At 62.5% G+C, this 16,121-nt stretch carries 13 protein-coding genes; 1 reads left to right on the forward strand and 12 read right to left on the reverse strand.

Going from position 1 to position 16,121, the window contains the following annotated elements:
- The first annotated feature begins 120 nt into the window (after positions 1-120).
- Positions 121-927, forward strand: a complete 807-nt coding sequence (locus tag P7F60_RS23760; RefSeq protein ID WP_277920183.1) for an IclR family transcriptional regulator — start codon at positions 121-123, stop codon at positions 925-927.
- 78 nt (positions 928-1,005) lie between these two features.
- On the opposite strand, the gene P7F60_RS23765 is transcribed toward P7F60_RS23760, so the two are convergent.
- The 12 genes from P7F60_RS23765 to pepD form a co-directional block, all read right to left on the reverse strand.
- Positions 1,006-1,563 carry a dihydroxyacetone kinase subunit L gene (locus P7F60_RS23765; RefSeq protein WP_277920184.1) on the reverse strand — a complete coding sequence of 186 codons (558 nt, stop codon included), beginning with the start codon at positions 1,561-1,563 and terminating at the stop codon, positions 1,006-1,008.
- A gap of 56 nt (positions 1,564-1,619) precedes the next feature.
- Positions 1,620-2,615, reverse strand: a complete 996-nt coding sequence (locus P7F60_RS23770; protein WP_277920185.1) for a dihydroxyacetone kinase subunit DhaK — start codon at positions 2,613-2,615, stop codon at positions 1,620-1,622.
- A gap of 42 nt (positions 2,616-2,657) precedes the next feature.
- Positions 2,658-4,025 carry an FAD-linked oxidase C-terminal domain-containing protein gene (locus P7F60_RS23775; protein WP_277920186.1) on the reverse strand — a complete coding sequence of 456 codons (1,368 nt, stop codon included), beginning with the start codon at positions 4,023-4,025 and terminating at the stop codon, positions 2,658-2,660.
- 20 nt (positions 4,026-4,045) lie between these two features.
- The gene (locus P7F60_RS23780) at positions 4,046-4,798 is read right to left on the reverse strand and encodes an ABC transporter ATP-binding protein (RefSeq protein WP_277920187.1); all 753 of its coding nucleotides are present in this window, start codon (positions 4,796-4,798) and stop codon (positions 4,046-4,048) included.
- Between the two features lie 9 nt (positions 4,799-4,807).
- Entirely contained in the window at positions 4,808-5,935 is a 1,128-nt protein-coding gene (locus tag P7F60_RS23785) for an ABC transporter substrate-binding protein (protein WP_277920188.1), read from the reverse strand.
- A 45-nt stretch (positions 5,936-5,980) separates the two neighbouring features.
- Positions 5,981-7,879, reverse strand: coding sequence for a branched-chain amino acid ABC transporter ATP-binding protein/permease (locus P7F60_RS23790; RefSeq protein ID WP_166096926.1), 1,899 nt, complete (start codon positions 7,877-7,879; stop codon positions 5,981-5,983).
- A 13-nt stretch (positions 7,880-7,892) separates the two neighbouring features.
- Positions 7,893-8,765 (reverse strand): branched-chain amino acid ABC transporter permease, encoded by an 873-nt coding sequence (locus P7F60_RS23795; RefSeq protein WP_166096928.1) that lies wholly within the window; start codon positions 8,763-8,765, stop codon positions 7,893-7,895.
- Between the two features lie 515 nt (positions 8,766-9,280).
- A complete protein-coding gene (locus tag P7F60_RS23800; protein WP_166096929.1) occupies positions 9,281-10,303 on the reverse strand; it encodes an ABC transporter permease in 1,023 nt (340 codons plus the stop codon).
- Positions 10,300-11,826 carry a sugar ABC transporter ATP-binding protein gene (locus tag P7F60_RS23805; protein ID WP_166096931.1) on the reverse strand — a complete coding sequence of 509 codons (1,527 nt, stop codon included), beginning with the start codon at positions 11,824-11,826 and terminating at the stop codon, positions 10,300-10,302. The genes P7F60_RS23800 and P7F60_RS23805 overlap by 4 nt, the downstream gene beginning before the upstream one ends.
- On the reverse strand, positions 11,823-12,794 hold the full coding sequence (locus P7F60_RS23810; protein ID WP_277920189.1) for an ABC transporter permease: 972 nt from the start codon (positions 12,792-12,794) through the stop codon (positions 11,823-11,825). The genes P7F60_RS23805 and P7F60_RS23810 overlap by 4 nt, the downstream gene beginning before the upstream one ends.
- A 138-nt stretch (positions 12,795-12,932) precedes the next feature.
- Entirely contained in the window at positions 12,933-14,084 is a 1,152-nt protein-coding gene (locus P7F60_RS23815) for a sugar ABC transporter substrate-binding protein (protein ID WP_166096934.1), read from the reverse strand.
- A gap of 369 nt (positions 14,085-14,453) precedes the next feature.
- On the reverse strand, positions 14,454-16,034 hold the full coding sequence (gene pepD, locus P7F60_RS23820; protein WP_347276887.1) for a beta-Ala-His dipeptidase: 1,581 nt from the start codon (positions 16,032-16,034) through the stop codon (positions 14,454-14,456).
- Positions 16,035-16,121 lie beyond the last annotated feature (87 nt).

Raw genomic sequence — 16,121 nt, forward strand, 5'->3', positions numbered from 1 at the left:
AGGAAGGCGGCGGAGCCAAGTCAATAACCGCTGTGGCAAAACTGCCTTTCGGGATCGATATTTTTGTCGGAAACCTGGAACGTCTGTACCGCATGCCGGGATTGGTGCTATAAAGTCTCCATGGACGCCTCAATCGAACATCCCAAGACCAAGTCACCTGCCCGCGGCTCGGACGAGAACCTGAAGTCGCTGGTGAAGATCATGCGCGTTCTCGAATGTTTCTCGGTCAACGAGAGGGCGCTCTCGCTGTCCGAGATTTGCGACAAGACGGGCTTTCCGCGCAGCACCACGCACCGGCTGATGGCGTCGCTCAAGGAAGTCGGCTTCCTCGACCAGGACCGGGAGCGCGACAAATACCGGCTCGGCCTGAAACTTTTCGAGCTCGGCAATATCGTGCTGATGAACCTCGATCTCCACCGGGAAGCGCGCCCCATCGTCGACTCCCTCAAGCGCATGAGCGGGCAGATGGTCCATCTGGCGATTTTCGACGGGCAGAGCGCCGTCGTCATCCACCGTGCCGACCCCTCGCCCGATCACGCGCCGACCTCGACCTCCATCGAGAACGCGCCGGTACACTGTACGAGTGTCGGCAAGGCGATCCTGGCATGGCAGTCGGAAACCGTCATCCAGAAGGTGATCAATGCCGGCCTGCGGGCCTATACCGACCAGACGATCGTGACAGGCCCGGCCCTTCTGGAAGAACTGGAGAAAACCCGGCGGCGGGGATATGCGATCGACGACGGCGAACACCAGCCCGGCCTGCGTTGCGTCGGTGCGCCCATTCGCGGGCAGACGGGCCAGGTCATTGCCGGCATCAGCGTCAGCGGTCCGAGCTGGCAGATCAACATGACGGATATCGAAGAGCTGTCCAAGGTCGTCATCCATCACGCCAACATGATCGGTCAGCGCATCGGCCACCATCCCTGAAACCGAAAGGCCGCACCGGACGAACCGGGCGGCGCATGGGCAAGCAGGCCGTGACGCCGGCGATGGCGTCGTCTTTGTTCAATCCCGGTCGGCCAGCGCGTCCACGAGCCGGACGAAGCCGAGCATGCCGGGATCGTCGATTCCCGCGCTCTTTTCCGCGAACATGCGGGCTCGTCCGATTTTACAAGGCTTGTCGAGAAAGGCCGCGAGCGCGGCATTCCCAGCCTTTGAAGCCTCAGCCGCGATCTCCCCGGCATCGGCAAGGCCAGCGGTCGCCTTGACAACGGCGTCGAGCGCATCGAGCACCGTCTTGTCGCCCAGCGACGCCCCGCCGCGCCGGATCATCGCGTCGAGCGCGGCTTCCAGCAAGCCGGAAAGCTCGCTCCACTGCGCCGTTTCCCTGCCCTTGGTCGCCTTGCCGATGGTCAGCAGCGCGGTGGCGAACAGCGTGCCCAGGCTGGAGCCGGTGGCTGCGGCCGCCGCGCGCGCCAGCGCCTGGAAGGCCGCGCCGAGGTCGGTGCCGGCGCCGATATCCGTTTCGCCGAATTTGCCCAGCACGCGGGCCAGCATGACGCCGGTGTCACCGTCGCCGAGTTTCGAATCCGCCGCGTTCAGCTCCGCTTCCAGCGCCGCCATGCGGGAATTCGCGATCCTTATCGCATTTTCAAGGGTTTCGATGCGGATGTCTGCCATTACTTCACCTCCCAGAACGGACTGCCCGAGGGAGCGGCGAGCAGCCGCTCAAGCGTGCCGTCGAGGAAGCAGATGCTGATCGAGGCGCCGGCCATTTCCATCGACGTCGCATAGGGGCCGACAAGCGGATGCACGATCTCAAGCCCGGCTTCCCCGAGTTTGGCGCAGGCGCGGCGATAGAGGATGAGCAGTTCCTCGAGCGGCGTCGCGCCGAGGCTATTGACCAGCACGGAGACGCGGCCCCGATGCCCCGCCGGGCGCTCCGCCAGGAGACGGCCGATCATCTCGTCGACGATCTCGTCGGCTGGCTTCATCTTGCTGCGCCAAAGCCCTGGCTCACCGTGAATGCCCATGCCCAGCTCGAACTCGTCGGCCGCGATCTCGAAAGTCGGTTTTGCCGAACCGGGAACCTGGCAGGGCGAAAGCGCCAGGCCGATCGTCTTGGTCGCGGCGACCGCCTGGCGCGCCGTCTCGGTCACGGCCGCCAGATCGCCCCCCTCCTCGGCATGCGCGCCGGCCATCTTGTAGGCATAGATGATGCCGGCGACCCCCCGGCGCTTGGCGCTTTCCTCGGGCGCGGCGCTGGCGATATCGTCGGTTCCCAGCACAGTGGTCGTCTCGATCTCGCCTTCGAGGAATTCGCCAGCCATGTCGAAATTCATTCGGTCGCCGCCGTAATTGCCATAGAGACGCAGGACGCCGGCGCCGCCATCGGCCAGCTTGATCGCCTCGATGCAACTGTCGATGTTGGGCCCTTCGAACACATTGCCGATCGAGCAGGCATCCAGCATGCCGCTGCCGACATAACCGGTGAAGAGCGGCAGGTGGCCCGAGCCACCGCCGGAAACGATACCGACCTTGCCCCTGCGCATCCCTTCCGCGCGATGCACGACGCGCCTTGCCGAGCCGCCGAGGCTCAGACGTGGATGCGCCAGGACCAGGCCTTCAAGGACCTCGTCGACATAGTCCGAAGCCGAATTCATCAATTTCTTCATAGCACTTCCTTTCCCGCATTTCGGGATGATATTCCATGAAAATCACGGCAGCATCTTGCCGGGGTTCATGATGTTCAACGGATCGAGCGCCTGCTTGATGGCGCGCATGACATCCAATGCGGCGCCGTGTTCGGCGGCCATGTATTGGCGTTTGTGCAGACCGATCCCGTGTTCGCCGGAGCATGTGCCGCCGTAGCGGATCGCCCTTTCGCTGACGCGCGCGGCGAGCGCATCCGCCCGCGCTGTCTCGTCCGCGTCGTTCGGATCATGCATGATGCCGAGGTGGAAATTGCCATCGCCGACATGCCCGACCAGCGGAGCGATCAAGCCGCTGCGGCGTACGTCTTCCTTGGTCTCGGTGATGCAGGCGGCGAATTCCGACAGGGGGACGCAGGCATCGGTGCCCATGTTGTCCTTGCCCGGCGCGAGCCATTTGCTGGCGTGATAGCAATTGTGCCGCGCCTTCCAGAGCCGCGTGCGCTCTTCCGGCCGCTCCGCATGCCGGAAGTGACTGGCCCCGAAAGCGAGGGCGAGTTCCTCCATCGCGCTGGCGTCCTCCCGCACGCCCGACTGGCTGCCGTGGAATTCGAAGAACAGGGTCGGCTTTTCGTCGAAGCCTTCGATTTTCGAATAACCGATGCAGCCGCGGATCTGGACTTCGTCCAGCAGTTCGATACGCGCGATGCGCAGTCCGGATTGAAGCGCGGTCGTCACCGTGCCGACGGCGTCTTCGAACCGGTCGAACTGGCAGGTGGCGACGACCATCGCCTCCGGCAGTCCCTGCAGGCGCAACTGGACTTCTGTGATAACGCCGAGGGTGCCTTCGCTGCCCACATAAAGCCGGGTGAGGTCGAGGCCCGCGGACGATTTGCGCGCGCGGCCGCCGGTCCGGATGATCTCGCCGGCGGGCGTAACCACCGTCAGGCCCAGCACGTTTTCCCGCATCGTACCGTAGCGCATGGCATTGGTGCCGGATGCCCGCGTCGCCGCCATTCCGCCGATCGTCGCATCGGCGCCCGGATCGACGCTGAAGAACAGGCCTTCGGCGCGAAGGTCGCTGTTGAGCCTTTCCCGGGTCACGCCGGCCTCGACGCGGCAATCCAGCGCTTCTGCCGAGACCTGCAGAATCCGGTTCATCCGCGTGAGATCGAGGCTGACCCCGCCGTGCACCGCCGCGACATGGCCTTCGAGCGACGAGCCCGCGCCGAACGGCACGACCGGGACGCGCGCGGCGCTGCAGAGCTTGAGCAGCGCCGAGACCTCATCGGTGGTTTCGGCAAAGACCACGGCATCCGGCATGCCGACGGCCGCATAACCCTCGCCATGACTATGCTGCTCGCGCAGCGCCGCCGAAAAGGACGCCCTTTCACCGAACAGAGCCAGAAGTGCATCTTTGAATGTCTCGTTCACCGCTTCACCCGCCGCCGTGGTCATGCGCCGAGATAGGTCTGGCGCACATAGTCGTTTTCAATCAGGTCGTCGGCCTCGCCGGACAGCGCGACACGACCGTTTTCCAGCACGTAACCGTGGTCTGCGACCGAAAGCGCGGCATAGGCATTCTGCTCCACGATCAGCACCGTCCGACCCGTATCGGCGATGCGGCGGATGTCCTCGAACATTTCCGTCGTCAGCTTCGGCGACAGACCCATGGAAGGCTCGTCCAGGAGCAGGACGCGCGGCTGCGCCATCAATCCGCGCCCGATCGCCAGCATCTGTTGCTCGCCGCCGGACAGCACGCCGCCGAGCGAGCCCGCCTTTCGCGCCAGCACCGGGAACAGATCGAGCACTTCCTCCATTACCCGGCGGGTTCCCGCCCTGTCGTGCCGGCGGATATACGAGCCGACTTCGAGATTTTCCTTCACCGTCATCGTGGGGAAAATCCGGCGGCGCTGCGGCACGCAGGTAATGCCCCTTTTGACGATCGCCTGGACGCTGTCTCCGGCGATCGACTGCCCTTCCAGCGTGACGCTGCCGGATGCAGGCTTGACCCGGCCGATGATGACATTGAGCGTCGTCGACTTGCCGGCGCCGTTGGCGCCGATCACGGCGACGACCTGCCGTTCCCGCACCTCCAGCGACAGATCGAAGAGGATCTGCGCCTTGCCGTAGTAGGAATCGACGTTCGAGAGCTTGAGCATGACCTCGCCGACGTCCGCCGGCGAGTTTTCCATTACAGCCAGCATGACCGCTCCTTAGAACTTGACGACAGTCAACAGGTTGGGCTGGCCGTTCTTGATCTCGATGATGTTGGTCTGGTGATTGCAGTCGCCGTTCTGCTCGCATTTGTAATGCGCAAGAACGCCCTGCCGGTCGATCTTGCCGAAGGCTTCCCGCACCTTCTTGGCATCGGTGCTGCCGGCCATGTTGATCGCTTCGGCGGCCAGTTTGGCGCTGTCGTAATAGGTCGCGGCATAGAGTTCCGGCAGTTCGCCATACTTCTTCTGGAACTTCTCGACGAAAGCCTTGACGTTCGGATCGGGGTTTGCCGGCAGGAAGTCGGTGGCGCTGATGACGCCTTCGCCGGTCGGACCCGCCAGGTTGATGAAGGCCGGCTGGCTGAGCGAGGTGCTGCCGGCGAACTTGAAGTTGAGGCCGAACTGACGAGCTTGGCGAACGATCAGCGCGGACTCGTTGTCATGCGTCCACATGATGACAAGTTCCGCGCCGGCCGAACTCAGGCGCGAAAGCTGAGCGGAAAAGTCCGTGTCGCCGGCATTGTGGCTTTCATTGGCGACCGGTGTGATGCCCTTGTCCTTCAAGGCGGCGACGACACGCTCGGCTCCGCCCTTGCCGAAGTCGTCGTGGATGGAGATGACGCCGATCTTGGTGGTCTTGAGGTGTTCCAGCGCATAGGCCACCAGCGCCTGCGCCTGGAGATTGTCGTTGCCACGGATACGGATGACGAAATCGCAGCCCTGCTGCGTTACCGGCACGCCGCTGGCGCCGGTGATCGAGATCATCGAGCCATCGCAATAGGTCTTCATCGTGGCGAGTTGAGCGACCGAGAAATGGGGGCCGAGAACGACGGGCACCTTGCCGACTTCCTTCAGCTTGCTCATCGCGTTGATGGCCGCATTCGGATTGTCCGCCTGGTCGTCCTCGAAGCTGACCGACAACGGCTGACCGAGAACGCCGCCTTCGGCGTTGATTTCCTCGACTGCCATGTCCACGCCCTGTTTGAAATACTTGCCGAGCAATGCCCGCGGGCCGGTCATCGGGGCCGAGGCGCCGATGGTCACGTCAGCGGCGACGGCCGCCGTCGCCATGCTGCCGAGGGCGATCAATCCGGCCAGAAGCGTCGGTGCGAAATTCTTCCTCATGCTTGTCTTCTCCTCTTGTTGCGCCTGCATCTTCCCCACCGGGCGTCAGGTCGCACTCTCCACGATCTTAGGCCTGCGCTTGCGCTCGACCTTTCCTCCCAGATAGGCGTCGATCACAACCGGATCGCGTGCCACGCTTTGGGCAGAGCCCTCGGCGATCTTGTCTCCCAGGTTGAGCACCACGATGCGGTCGCACATGCTGACGACAAGCTTGACGCGGTGCTCCACCACCAGGATCGTCATCCCCTGGTTCCTGAGCTGTTTCAGGATTTCGGCCAGTTCCATGATCAGGCCGCCGCGCAGGCCGGCGCCCGGCTCATCGAGAAGCAGCAGCTTCGGCCTGCTGACGATGGCGCGGGCCAGCTCGACGAGACGGCTCTGTCCGAAGGAAAGATCGCTGGCGCGCCGCGCCGCGAGATGGCGGATGCCCATCAGGTCCAACGCCTTGAGCGCCTCCTCGCGCGCCAGTTCCTCGTCCGAGCGGGCCAGCGCCGTGCCGATCGCGCCCGTCAGGATGCGGGCACGCCGCGTCGCCGGATGGCAGATCATCACGTTTTCCAGGACCGTCATCGTGTTCCAGACGCGGACGTTCTGGAAGATGCGCGCCACGCCGGCGGCATGAACGTCCCAGGCCGGCAACCCGGAGATCGCCTGGCCATCGAGGGAGATGCGGCCGGACGAAACCCCGACAATGCCTGAGCACGCGTTGATCATCGTTGACTTGCCGGACCCGTTCGGCCCGATGAGGCCAAGGATCTCGCCCCGATTGACGGTGAAGGACACATCCTTCAGCGCAACGAGTCCGCCAAAGGACTTCGAAACGTTGTCGACCACCAGCAGGGGGCCGGCGGCAGGACGGATCCGAGCCGCCTCGGATTGCTCCCGCTCGGCCTGCAGCCGCGCCGCCACGGCGATCGCACGCTTCTCTTCCTGTTCGACGCTTTCCTCGCTGGAGCTGTCCTCGGCCCTTGCATCGGCGATCGCATCGCCTTCCTCGCCGGGAAGCCAGGGCGCCAGCAACCAGTCGGCGATGATGCCGAGCCCGCGTGGCACGGTCAGAAGAATGACCACGACGCCGAGGCCGAAGATCGCCAGATAATAGGTCTGAAGATCGCGCAGCGCTTCGGGCAATCCGACCACGACGAGCGCGCCGAGGAAGGTGCCGCCGATCGAACCCAGGCCGCCGATGACGACCATCAGCAGCATCTTGATGCTTTCGAAAACCAGGAAATTGTTGGGCGAAATGAAGCCGAAGACCAGCACGAAGGCTGCGCCGGCGATGGCGCCATAGAGACTGCACAGCGAGAAGGACAGAACCCGCACCCACCGCGAATTGACGCCCATGGATTCGGCGGCGAGATCGTCGTCACGGATCGATCGCATCTGGCGGCCGAATGCGGTGCGGTAGATGCGCAGCGCAACCGCATAGGCCAGCACCGTCAGCAGGAAAACCGGAATGTAGAGCTGCTGCGAGAGACCGCCGCCCATGAACGGAAGGCTGAGCGTCGGGATGTCGCGCAGACCAAACGGTCCGCCGGTCAGCCAGGATTCGTTCAAGACGACCAGGCGGAATATCTCGTTGAGGCCAAGCGTGGTGATGGCCAGATAGTGCCCCTTGATGCGGGTGCTGACCAGGCCGAGGGCCGCGCCGAGAAAGCCGGTTGCAACCACCGCGACCGGCAGCGCGATCCACCAGGGGAGCGCGAGCCCGGTCATGATCAGGCCGGCCGTATAGGCGCCGAAGCCCATGAAGGCCGCCTGCCCCAGAACCACCATGCCGGTGATGCCGGTGGCAATCGTCACGCCTAGCGCGGCAATGGAATAGATGAAAGCGAGGTTGAGAACCTGCAATGCATAGCCGTTGACACCGATGAAGGGCGGCAGCAACAGGCCAATGAGGATGACGGCCAGAATGACCTTGCGCACGCGCATGGATACGTTCATCGCAGGCTTCTCCTCAGGCGCGATCGGCGTTTGCTTCGGGGATCAGGCCTTCCGGACGGACCAGAAGGAAGGCGAGAAGTACGATGAAGGCAATGGCGTCCTTGTAGGTGGACGAGATCAGGAACGCGGCGACGTTCTCGCCCAGCCCGAGAATCAATCCGCCGATGATCGCGCCGGGAACGCTGCCGAAACCGCCGATGATCATGGCGACGAAGCCCTTGAGGCCGACAAGCGTGCCCAGTTCGGTGGTCACGAAGAACATCGGCGCGAGAAGAATGCCGCCGAGCGCCGACAGAACGCTCGCATAGGCGAAGGTGCCGGCCAGAACCCAATTGACGGAGATGCCCATGAGCGCTGCCGTTTCGCGGTCCTGCGCAACCGCACGCATGACCTTGCCGATCATCGTATAACGCAACACGAGATACTGGAGCGCCATGATGACGAGAACGACCGCGAAGACCAGGATCTGCTGCTTGGAAATGCTGATCGCGCCGAAATTCAGCGTGTCGAAACCGAACGGGCCGGGATAGAGCAGCGGCTCGGGACCGTAAATGATGCGGGCGGTTTCCTTGAGGAAAAGTCCGAAGCCGACGGTGGCGATGATGGCAACGATGGTACGCTGCTTCTGAAGACGCGAAAACACGATGCGCGAAAAGGCGGCACCAAGGCAGGCCATCGCGAGCATGGCCAGCGGGGCCGCAATATAGAAAGGAAGACCCATTCGGGTGACGAATGTGGCGACGAAAACGAACGCGCCGAAGGTCAGGAACTCGCCGGCCGCAAAGTTCACGATGTTCATCGTTTTCCAGACGAAGGCGTAACCAAGAGCCACAAGCGCATAAATGGCGCCCATCGCCAGCCCGCTCACCACGACCTGCCCTAGCATGAATTCTCCTCTCCAGTATGCTGCGAATTCCGATAGCGCGCGCCAGCCGCGCACCTACAGGCGCCAAAACTGACAAATCGATTACAAATCCCGCTATTCGGAATTTAATCTCCCATAATTGGAATTCATAAAGGGAGATCGGAAAGCTGTCAACGAACTCGGCTGTTTTGCCAAGTCTGATTTTCTCTTCGAAACCATTTTTTTGGCAAAATATCCCGCATAGCGGGATTATATCCGTCGTTATGACGCGTTGTCGGGGATGATTCCCGAGACGTTCAACAGTGCGCAGGTGCGAATAGCGAAAGGCAAGCTCAGCCTGCTTACGGCTGCCTCACGCAATCGCCTTGCCCTCACGTCGATCCGGCAAATGTCCGGAACTGGCATGCTGAAAACCTCCGAAACGGAGTTTCGGCGGCTTATAAACTATCTTGCTTTTGCGGAGTTGTCCGGCGCCGGAGCGATCCCGCTTCGGGTGGAAAGGCTTCGGTCTGCGTGGCCCGTTGGCGGGCTGGCGCTTACTTGATCACGGCATCACGGGTCCGGGCTGTCGTCAGCGCCACCACAAGAATGATGAAAATGCCGTACACCAGGCTTTGGGCTTCTGCCCCGGCACCGATGGCCTGGATGGCGATCGGCACGAATGCCACGGTCAGTGCCCCGAAGACGACGTTGATCGGATTGGTCAGGCCGCCGGAAATCGAGGTTCCGCCGACCAGCGCCGCGGCGATACCCGGCAGGAGCAGATTGCTTCCCAGGCCGCTCGTCGACGCGGACCCTGCCTGCGCCACGATGCTCAGCCCTGCCAGACCGCCGGTGAAACCCGAAATGGCGAAGGTCACGATCTTCACCAACCGATTGGGCACCGCCGAGAAGATGGCGCCGGTTTCGTTCTTCCCGACCGCCGTCATGTTTTGTCCCAACACGGTGAATCGCAGCACGAACCAGTAGAGAACGGCGACCGCAACCCCGATCCAGAAGGTCAGCGGCGCATTGGCGAGTTTGTAGGTGTAGAACATCGTCACCAGTTCGCGGTTCTCGCTCACATAGATCGTCTCGGCACCGCTCGCGACCAGGGCAGCCGTTTGCAGGATGCCGAGGGTTCCGAGCGTCAGGGCGAAGGAGGGCACCTGTGTGTAGGCCACGATGGCGCCGTTGATCGCGCCGATCAGCGTGAGAAGCAGAAGAATGGCAAGAAGCGAACCTATCCCGAGCGACGGCAGGGCAAGCGCCAGCAGGATGGAGCCGAGAAGGCTGATCGCCGCGTTCGACAGATCGATCGATCCGATGTTCAAGACCATTGCCTGCCCCAGCGCCACCAGCAAAATCGGAGCGGCCGACGCTGTCACGATGGAAATGCCGAGCGGGCCGAGATAGGCGGAATTCAGAACGGAGACCGTCAGCAGCATCGCCAGAAAAACCAGAAGCGGCGACATGGTGTGCCAGGATGCCATCTCTCGAAGCTTTGCAGGCAGGTTCATCGTCCCCTCCGCGCGGAATGCGTTTGCTGCCTGCGTGGGATAATCGGTTCTGTCGGTCATACCATTTCCGCCATGATGTCTTGGATTGCCGGAGTGCCCTGGACCGTGAGGTCATGGCGCGCGGAGAGTTCCCCATCCCGCATCACGAGAATTTCGTCAGCCATCTCGAGGGCCTCCTCGATCGTGTCGGGTATCATGATCACTGCCGCGCCCTCGTCGCAGGCGCGCCGGATCTGATGATTGACCGCTTGGGAGGCGCCGACGTCGAGGCCGCGAAGCGGATGATCCAGAATGAGCACCTTCAGGTCGGGCGATGTCAGCCACTTGGCCAGGACGACCTTCTGCTGGTTTCCGCCCGAGAACTGCGACAAGGGAAGGTCGATGTTGTTGGGTTTCACATCCAGACGGTCGAACCAGGTCTGCGCGAGGCGCGCCAGTCTGCCCGGGCTGAGAAAATGCCCGGTTTTCAACGCATCATGATGCACCAGCGCCACGTTGCGCGCCGCCGAAAAGCCGCCGATCATACCCTCCGTTTTCCTTTCGGCAGGCACGTAAGCCAAGCCGGCCGCGACCGCGCGCCCGATGGACCAGCCGGAAACCGGCTTGCCGTTCACCTCGATGGTTCCCCTGTCATGGGCCTCGGCGCCGAAGAGCGACCTGGCAAGGGCGCCGCGGCCGGAACCGTTGGTCCCCATCAGCGCAACGATGCGCCCGCGATGAGCCGAGAACGAGATATCCTTGAACCGACCCTTCCGGCTCAGCCCCCGCACCGAGATGGCCGGATTGCCGGATGCCCGCGGGCGAGACCGGCTTCGATGCGGCGCAATCGCGACATCGTCGACCATCGAGCTGAAAAGATCGTCCTTGGTGATGTCCCGGGTCAGCCGGTCGCTGACCAGCTTGCCGCTGCGCATCACCACGACCCGGTCGCAGATCCGCAGGATCTCATCCAGCCGGTGAGAGACGAAGATCACGCTGGCGAACCGGCGCAGGTTGCGAATTTCGCGCTCCAGCACCTCGGTTTCCGCCTGTTCCAGCACGGCCGTCGGCTCGTCCAGGATGACAAGCGGCGTCACGCCGGCGCCGGGATCGACGCAGACGGCCCGGGCGATCTCGACCATCTGACGGTCGACGAACGACAAATCGCCGACGATTGCCTTGGGACTGAGCTTGACGCCGATCTTGTCGAGAACGGCTGCGGCTTCCCTGTTGAGGCGCGACCAGTCCTGGATGCCGAAGCGACTGAGACCGCGGCGATTGGAGTTCTGCTTGTCGATGTTTTCCGCGACGGTCAGGTTCGTGAACAGGGATTGCTCCTGATGCACCACGCCGACGCCCGCCTTGAACGCATCGTTGGGGCCGCGGAAATTCACTCGCTTTCCGTTGATCTCGATCTGGCCGCTGTCCGGCCGCTCGATTCCGGCGAGGATTTTCAGCAGTGTCGATTTGCCCGCGCCGTTTTCGCCGACGAGGCCGACAACCTCGCCACGCCTGATCTCCAGGGAAACCGAATTGACCGCCTTGATCGTGCCGAAGGATCGGCTGATGTCGGTGAGCTTCAGAACTGCAGGATGCTCGGTCATTTCGCCACCTTCAGACGACTGCGCTCCGGCCAGGCGACCGCGACGATCGCGACGATCAGGATGGCACCGAAGACGCCCGATTGATAATCCGGGTTGATGCCTGCCAGCACCAGACCGTTGTTGAGGATGATGAGCAGGAAGACGCCGAGCGTCGACCGCATCATGCCGCCTTCACCGCCGCTGAGCGCCGTGCCGCCGATGACAGCCGCCGGAATGACCGTGAAAAGCTGGCCATTGCCGATGTCGGGCGATCCGGAACCCAACTGCATCGTGGCGAGGATGCCGGCGAGCGCGCTGAGCAGTCCCGCGAGGCCAAAGACGGAGACCTTCATCAGCGACACCGGCAGGCCGCTGCTGCGGGCGATCAGTTCGTTGTTTCCGATGGCCAGTATGCCCCGGCCCAGATGGGTGAACTGCATGACCAGCGCCCCCGCGACCGCCACGAAGGCCGCCAGCCAGAAGGAATTGGGAAGTCCCAGGGTCAAGCGCGTCGGCCAGCGCGCCAGCGCTTCGTCCGTGAGGCTGGGCAGCATGCCGTTGCCATAGAGAATGATGCCGATGCCGAGCCCGACATACCAGGTTCCCAGCGTCACCACGAAAGACGGCACGCGCAGCTTTGCATAAATTACGCCCGTTGCCAGACCGAGCAGAAGCCCCAGCCCCAGGGCGGCGACCCAGGCCCAGATGCCGAGGTCGATCTCCAGCCGCGTATTCGGCGACAGCAGGATCCAGGTCATGCCCGCCGCGCCCATGACGCCTTGGGCGGAAAGATCGATGGACCCCATGAGAATGACCATGCTGGTCCCGACCAGGATGATCAGCGGCACCGAGACCTGAAACAGAACATTCTGCAGGTTTTCAACGCTCGCGAACCTCGGATTGAGAACCGAGAAGAGAAGAATGAGGACGGCGATGGACGCGATCAATCCGATCGGGCCTTTCCAGATTTTCGATAGATGATCCTGCATGGCGCTGGTCCCGTTGGCTGGATCGGCAGGCAGATCGCCGATCCCAAGATCTGACAGTGAGGCCCCTCGATCCGGTTTTCGGGGCCGGTCCATCGGCCGGATGCGTCTGCCCGGCCGATGTCTTGCAAGACAGGCGGATCAGAACTCGCCCTGCTCGTTCGAACCGCCGCCGACAAGCGGCATCGGTTCGGTGTTCCAGGGGCCGTTCTTGACAAGGCGCTCGACAAACTGCTTGGGCGCATCGGGCTCGTCGTATTGCAGATATTGCTGGTAGTTGCTGGGCGTGACGCAGCTGAGCTTGAAAAGGCTTTCGCGCTTTTCGGGCGGCAATGTGCTCGGCACCACCTCGCCGGTTGCCGCAAGATAGGCCGTATAGAGGCCGACCGCAGAGGCCATGTAGCCCCGATGGAAGGTTTCGCCGACGATTGCGTTGCCACCGCGACCCGACTTGATATCCTCCAGCGTCTTCGGATAAAGGCCGTCGGAGGCGAATTTCACCTTGTCCAGAAGGCCGGCGTTTTCGAAGGACTGCATCGCACCGATCTGCATGCCGTCGTCCGCGCTCCATACGCCGTTGATCTGGCTTCCATATTTGACGATCAGATCCTTGGCGTTGCGGGCGGCGAGCTGCGGATCCCAGTTCGACGGGCGCTCGTCGAGGATCTTGATGTTCGGGTATTTCTCCTTCATCTCCGTCTTGAACCCGGCAACGCGGGTCTTGCTGGTGGTGCTGTCCTGCACGCCGGGGAACATCACGACGCTGCCCTTTCCGCCAAGGGCGTCGCCGATCGCCTTCGCACCGCAACGACCGGATTCAACTCCGGGAATCTTCTGGAAGGCCACGAAGTTGTCGCCGACGCTCTGCGGCTTATAGTCCGTCGGCTTGTTCCACCAGATCGTGACGTAGCCGCCTGCCTGCTTCACGGCGTCGACGATCGTCGGCGCGTCGGAGCTGGCGACGGTGTTCACGAACATGATCACCTTCTTGCCGCTTGCCAGGATGGACAGGATGGATGAGATCTCGGTCTGGGAGGAATTGTTGGAGTTGACGACCTCGAGCGGGATTTCCAGCTTCTCCGACAGCGCTTTCGCACCTTCGATATTCGAAATCATATAGGGATTGGTGGTGTTGATGACGGACACGACCATCACCATGTCCTTCTTGTCGACGGTCGCCGCCGTCGCCGGAGCGATTGCGGCGATATATGCAAGGCCGCCCGTCAAGGCCGAGGCCAGCAGCATCTTCAGGCGTTTGTTGTGTTCGGGCAGAAGTCGGTCGAATATGCGCATGGTGTATTTCTCCTTATTGACACCAGTCGTTAACCATTCCCGTGCGTGGGTTTTCGAACAAATGTCCGGACATCGTCGCCAGGGAGGTCCGGAAGCTTGGAGCCGCACGCAATGCCCGCCGCCTTGACGGGGCCGGTGCTGCCCTCAAAATGAAGTCCTTGCGCGCCTGGACACGGCGGCGCCTCGGTGCGCCGCCCGGCGACAGGCCCCCGGTCTTTCCGTCATGTCATCCGGCGCCCGGCGGCAGTGTCCCGATAACCAACGGCATTTCCCCTGAATTTACGGACAAGTTCGCTCCTCCCGTGCCCGTCGGGGCATAGGCGCTGCACTCTTGTTGTCTGTGGGGCCACCGGTCGCGATGGCCGGCATTCAATGATCGAGATGCTTCATCACGTCCTTGATCAGCGGCCACACGCGGGCAGCGGACGTGTGATCCATGCTCTCCTTGGGAGAGTGGAGATCGTAGAGATTCGTGCCGATGCCGATCGTGTCGAGGCCGTCGATCCGCTGGGTGAACATGCCCAGTTCCAGGCTGCACACCGACACCAGAACATCCGGAGCCCGGCCCATGACGCGCTCGTAGCTCTGCCTGGCAATTTCCAGCATCCGCGAATGGCGGTTCCAAGGGAATTCCGGTGCATCAAGCCCGATCTGCTCGGCGCTGACCCCCTCGCCCGCAAGGTCGGCAAGCAGCACGATCTGATCGAGGACAGCATGCTTTCGCGAGGTGACGGCGCTGGTGATCGTGCAGACGATCTCGATCGCGGCCGATTTGGTCACCATCAGGCCGATGTTGTTGGACGTCTCCCAATTGCCCGGCACTTCGAGATTTTGCGTCTGCACCCCGTTCGGCAGCAAGGCGATGATGCGCACGAGCCTGGACGTCGCATGCGCGGAAAGAACACGGTCGATCTGCTGCTGCGTGCGTCGCGTCTCGATCCTCAGATCAGGGTCGGCAAAACGGAATTCGTTCTTCAGAACCGCGGTCAGCTTGGCGATGGCCGCCTCGACGGCGTCGATCTGGTCATGTCTCACCCAAAGGAGCAGATCCCCGTCGGCGGGAATGACGTTGTTCTGGACACCACCGGAAACCGTCGCCACCCGGACTGCGGCCACCTGCATCGCCGCCCTCAGCAGCCTGCCGACCAGAACGATGGCATTGGCGCGATCGAAATGAATGTCGAATTCGCAATGTCCGCCCTTCAGGCCCCGGATGGAAACGGAAAGCGGGGAATGCCCGGCCGCCGGCGTCTCCCACTCAGGGTCGATACGGATCCGGCAGGACACGTCCCCTGAACATCCCGCCAGCAATTGTCTTTCGTCGATCCAGTTAAAATCGATCATCCGCTTGCCGGTGAGGAGGGTCACGTCGACGCCGTCGCCGCCGACCTTGCCCATTTCCTCCATGGCGGTCATGACGCATTCCAGCGGCGGATGCGGGATGTCCGTGGAATCCAGCAGCGCCAGCATATAGGCGATGCCCAGGCCGTTGTCCGCTCCGAGCGTGGTTCCTTCGGCGCGGATGAAATTACCGTCGAGCTTCAGCCGCACGCCGCCATTGGCGAAATCATGCGCGTAGCCTTCATCGATCTTGCACACCATATCGAGGTGGCCGTGCAGGATCACGGCCGGCGCATTCTCGTATCCTGGCGTGCCCGGTTTCCTTACGATGATATTCTGAAGCGCGTCCCGGTGATATCGCAGGCCGCGCTGCTCGGCGAATTCCGCAATGTAATCCGTCGCCTGTTTTTCATGCTGCGAGCATCGGTGCTTGCTACTCAGCTCCTCGAAGTAAAACATCACCTCGCGAGGCTCGACATTCTCCAGTACCCGCATCCATTCCTCCCAAGATTCGTAAGGCACTGTCGGGATGAAGGGCATTCCCTCCATATGGCTGACACCATTCCCGGCCGCCGCTCGCTCTCGCACATGCTCCCCTCCATGGAACATCCGCGACTGCCGCACCAGCCTCAGAACCAAATGTTCATTGTCATTTCATTTGTATCAAAAATAACGGAGGTTTCAATCGGAAAAGAT

It is taken from the genome of Rhizobium sp. YJ-22, assembly GCF_029601685.1.
Classification (GTDB): Bacteria; Pseudomonadota; Alphaproteobacteria; order Rhizobiales; family Rhizobiaceae; genus Metarhizobium.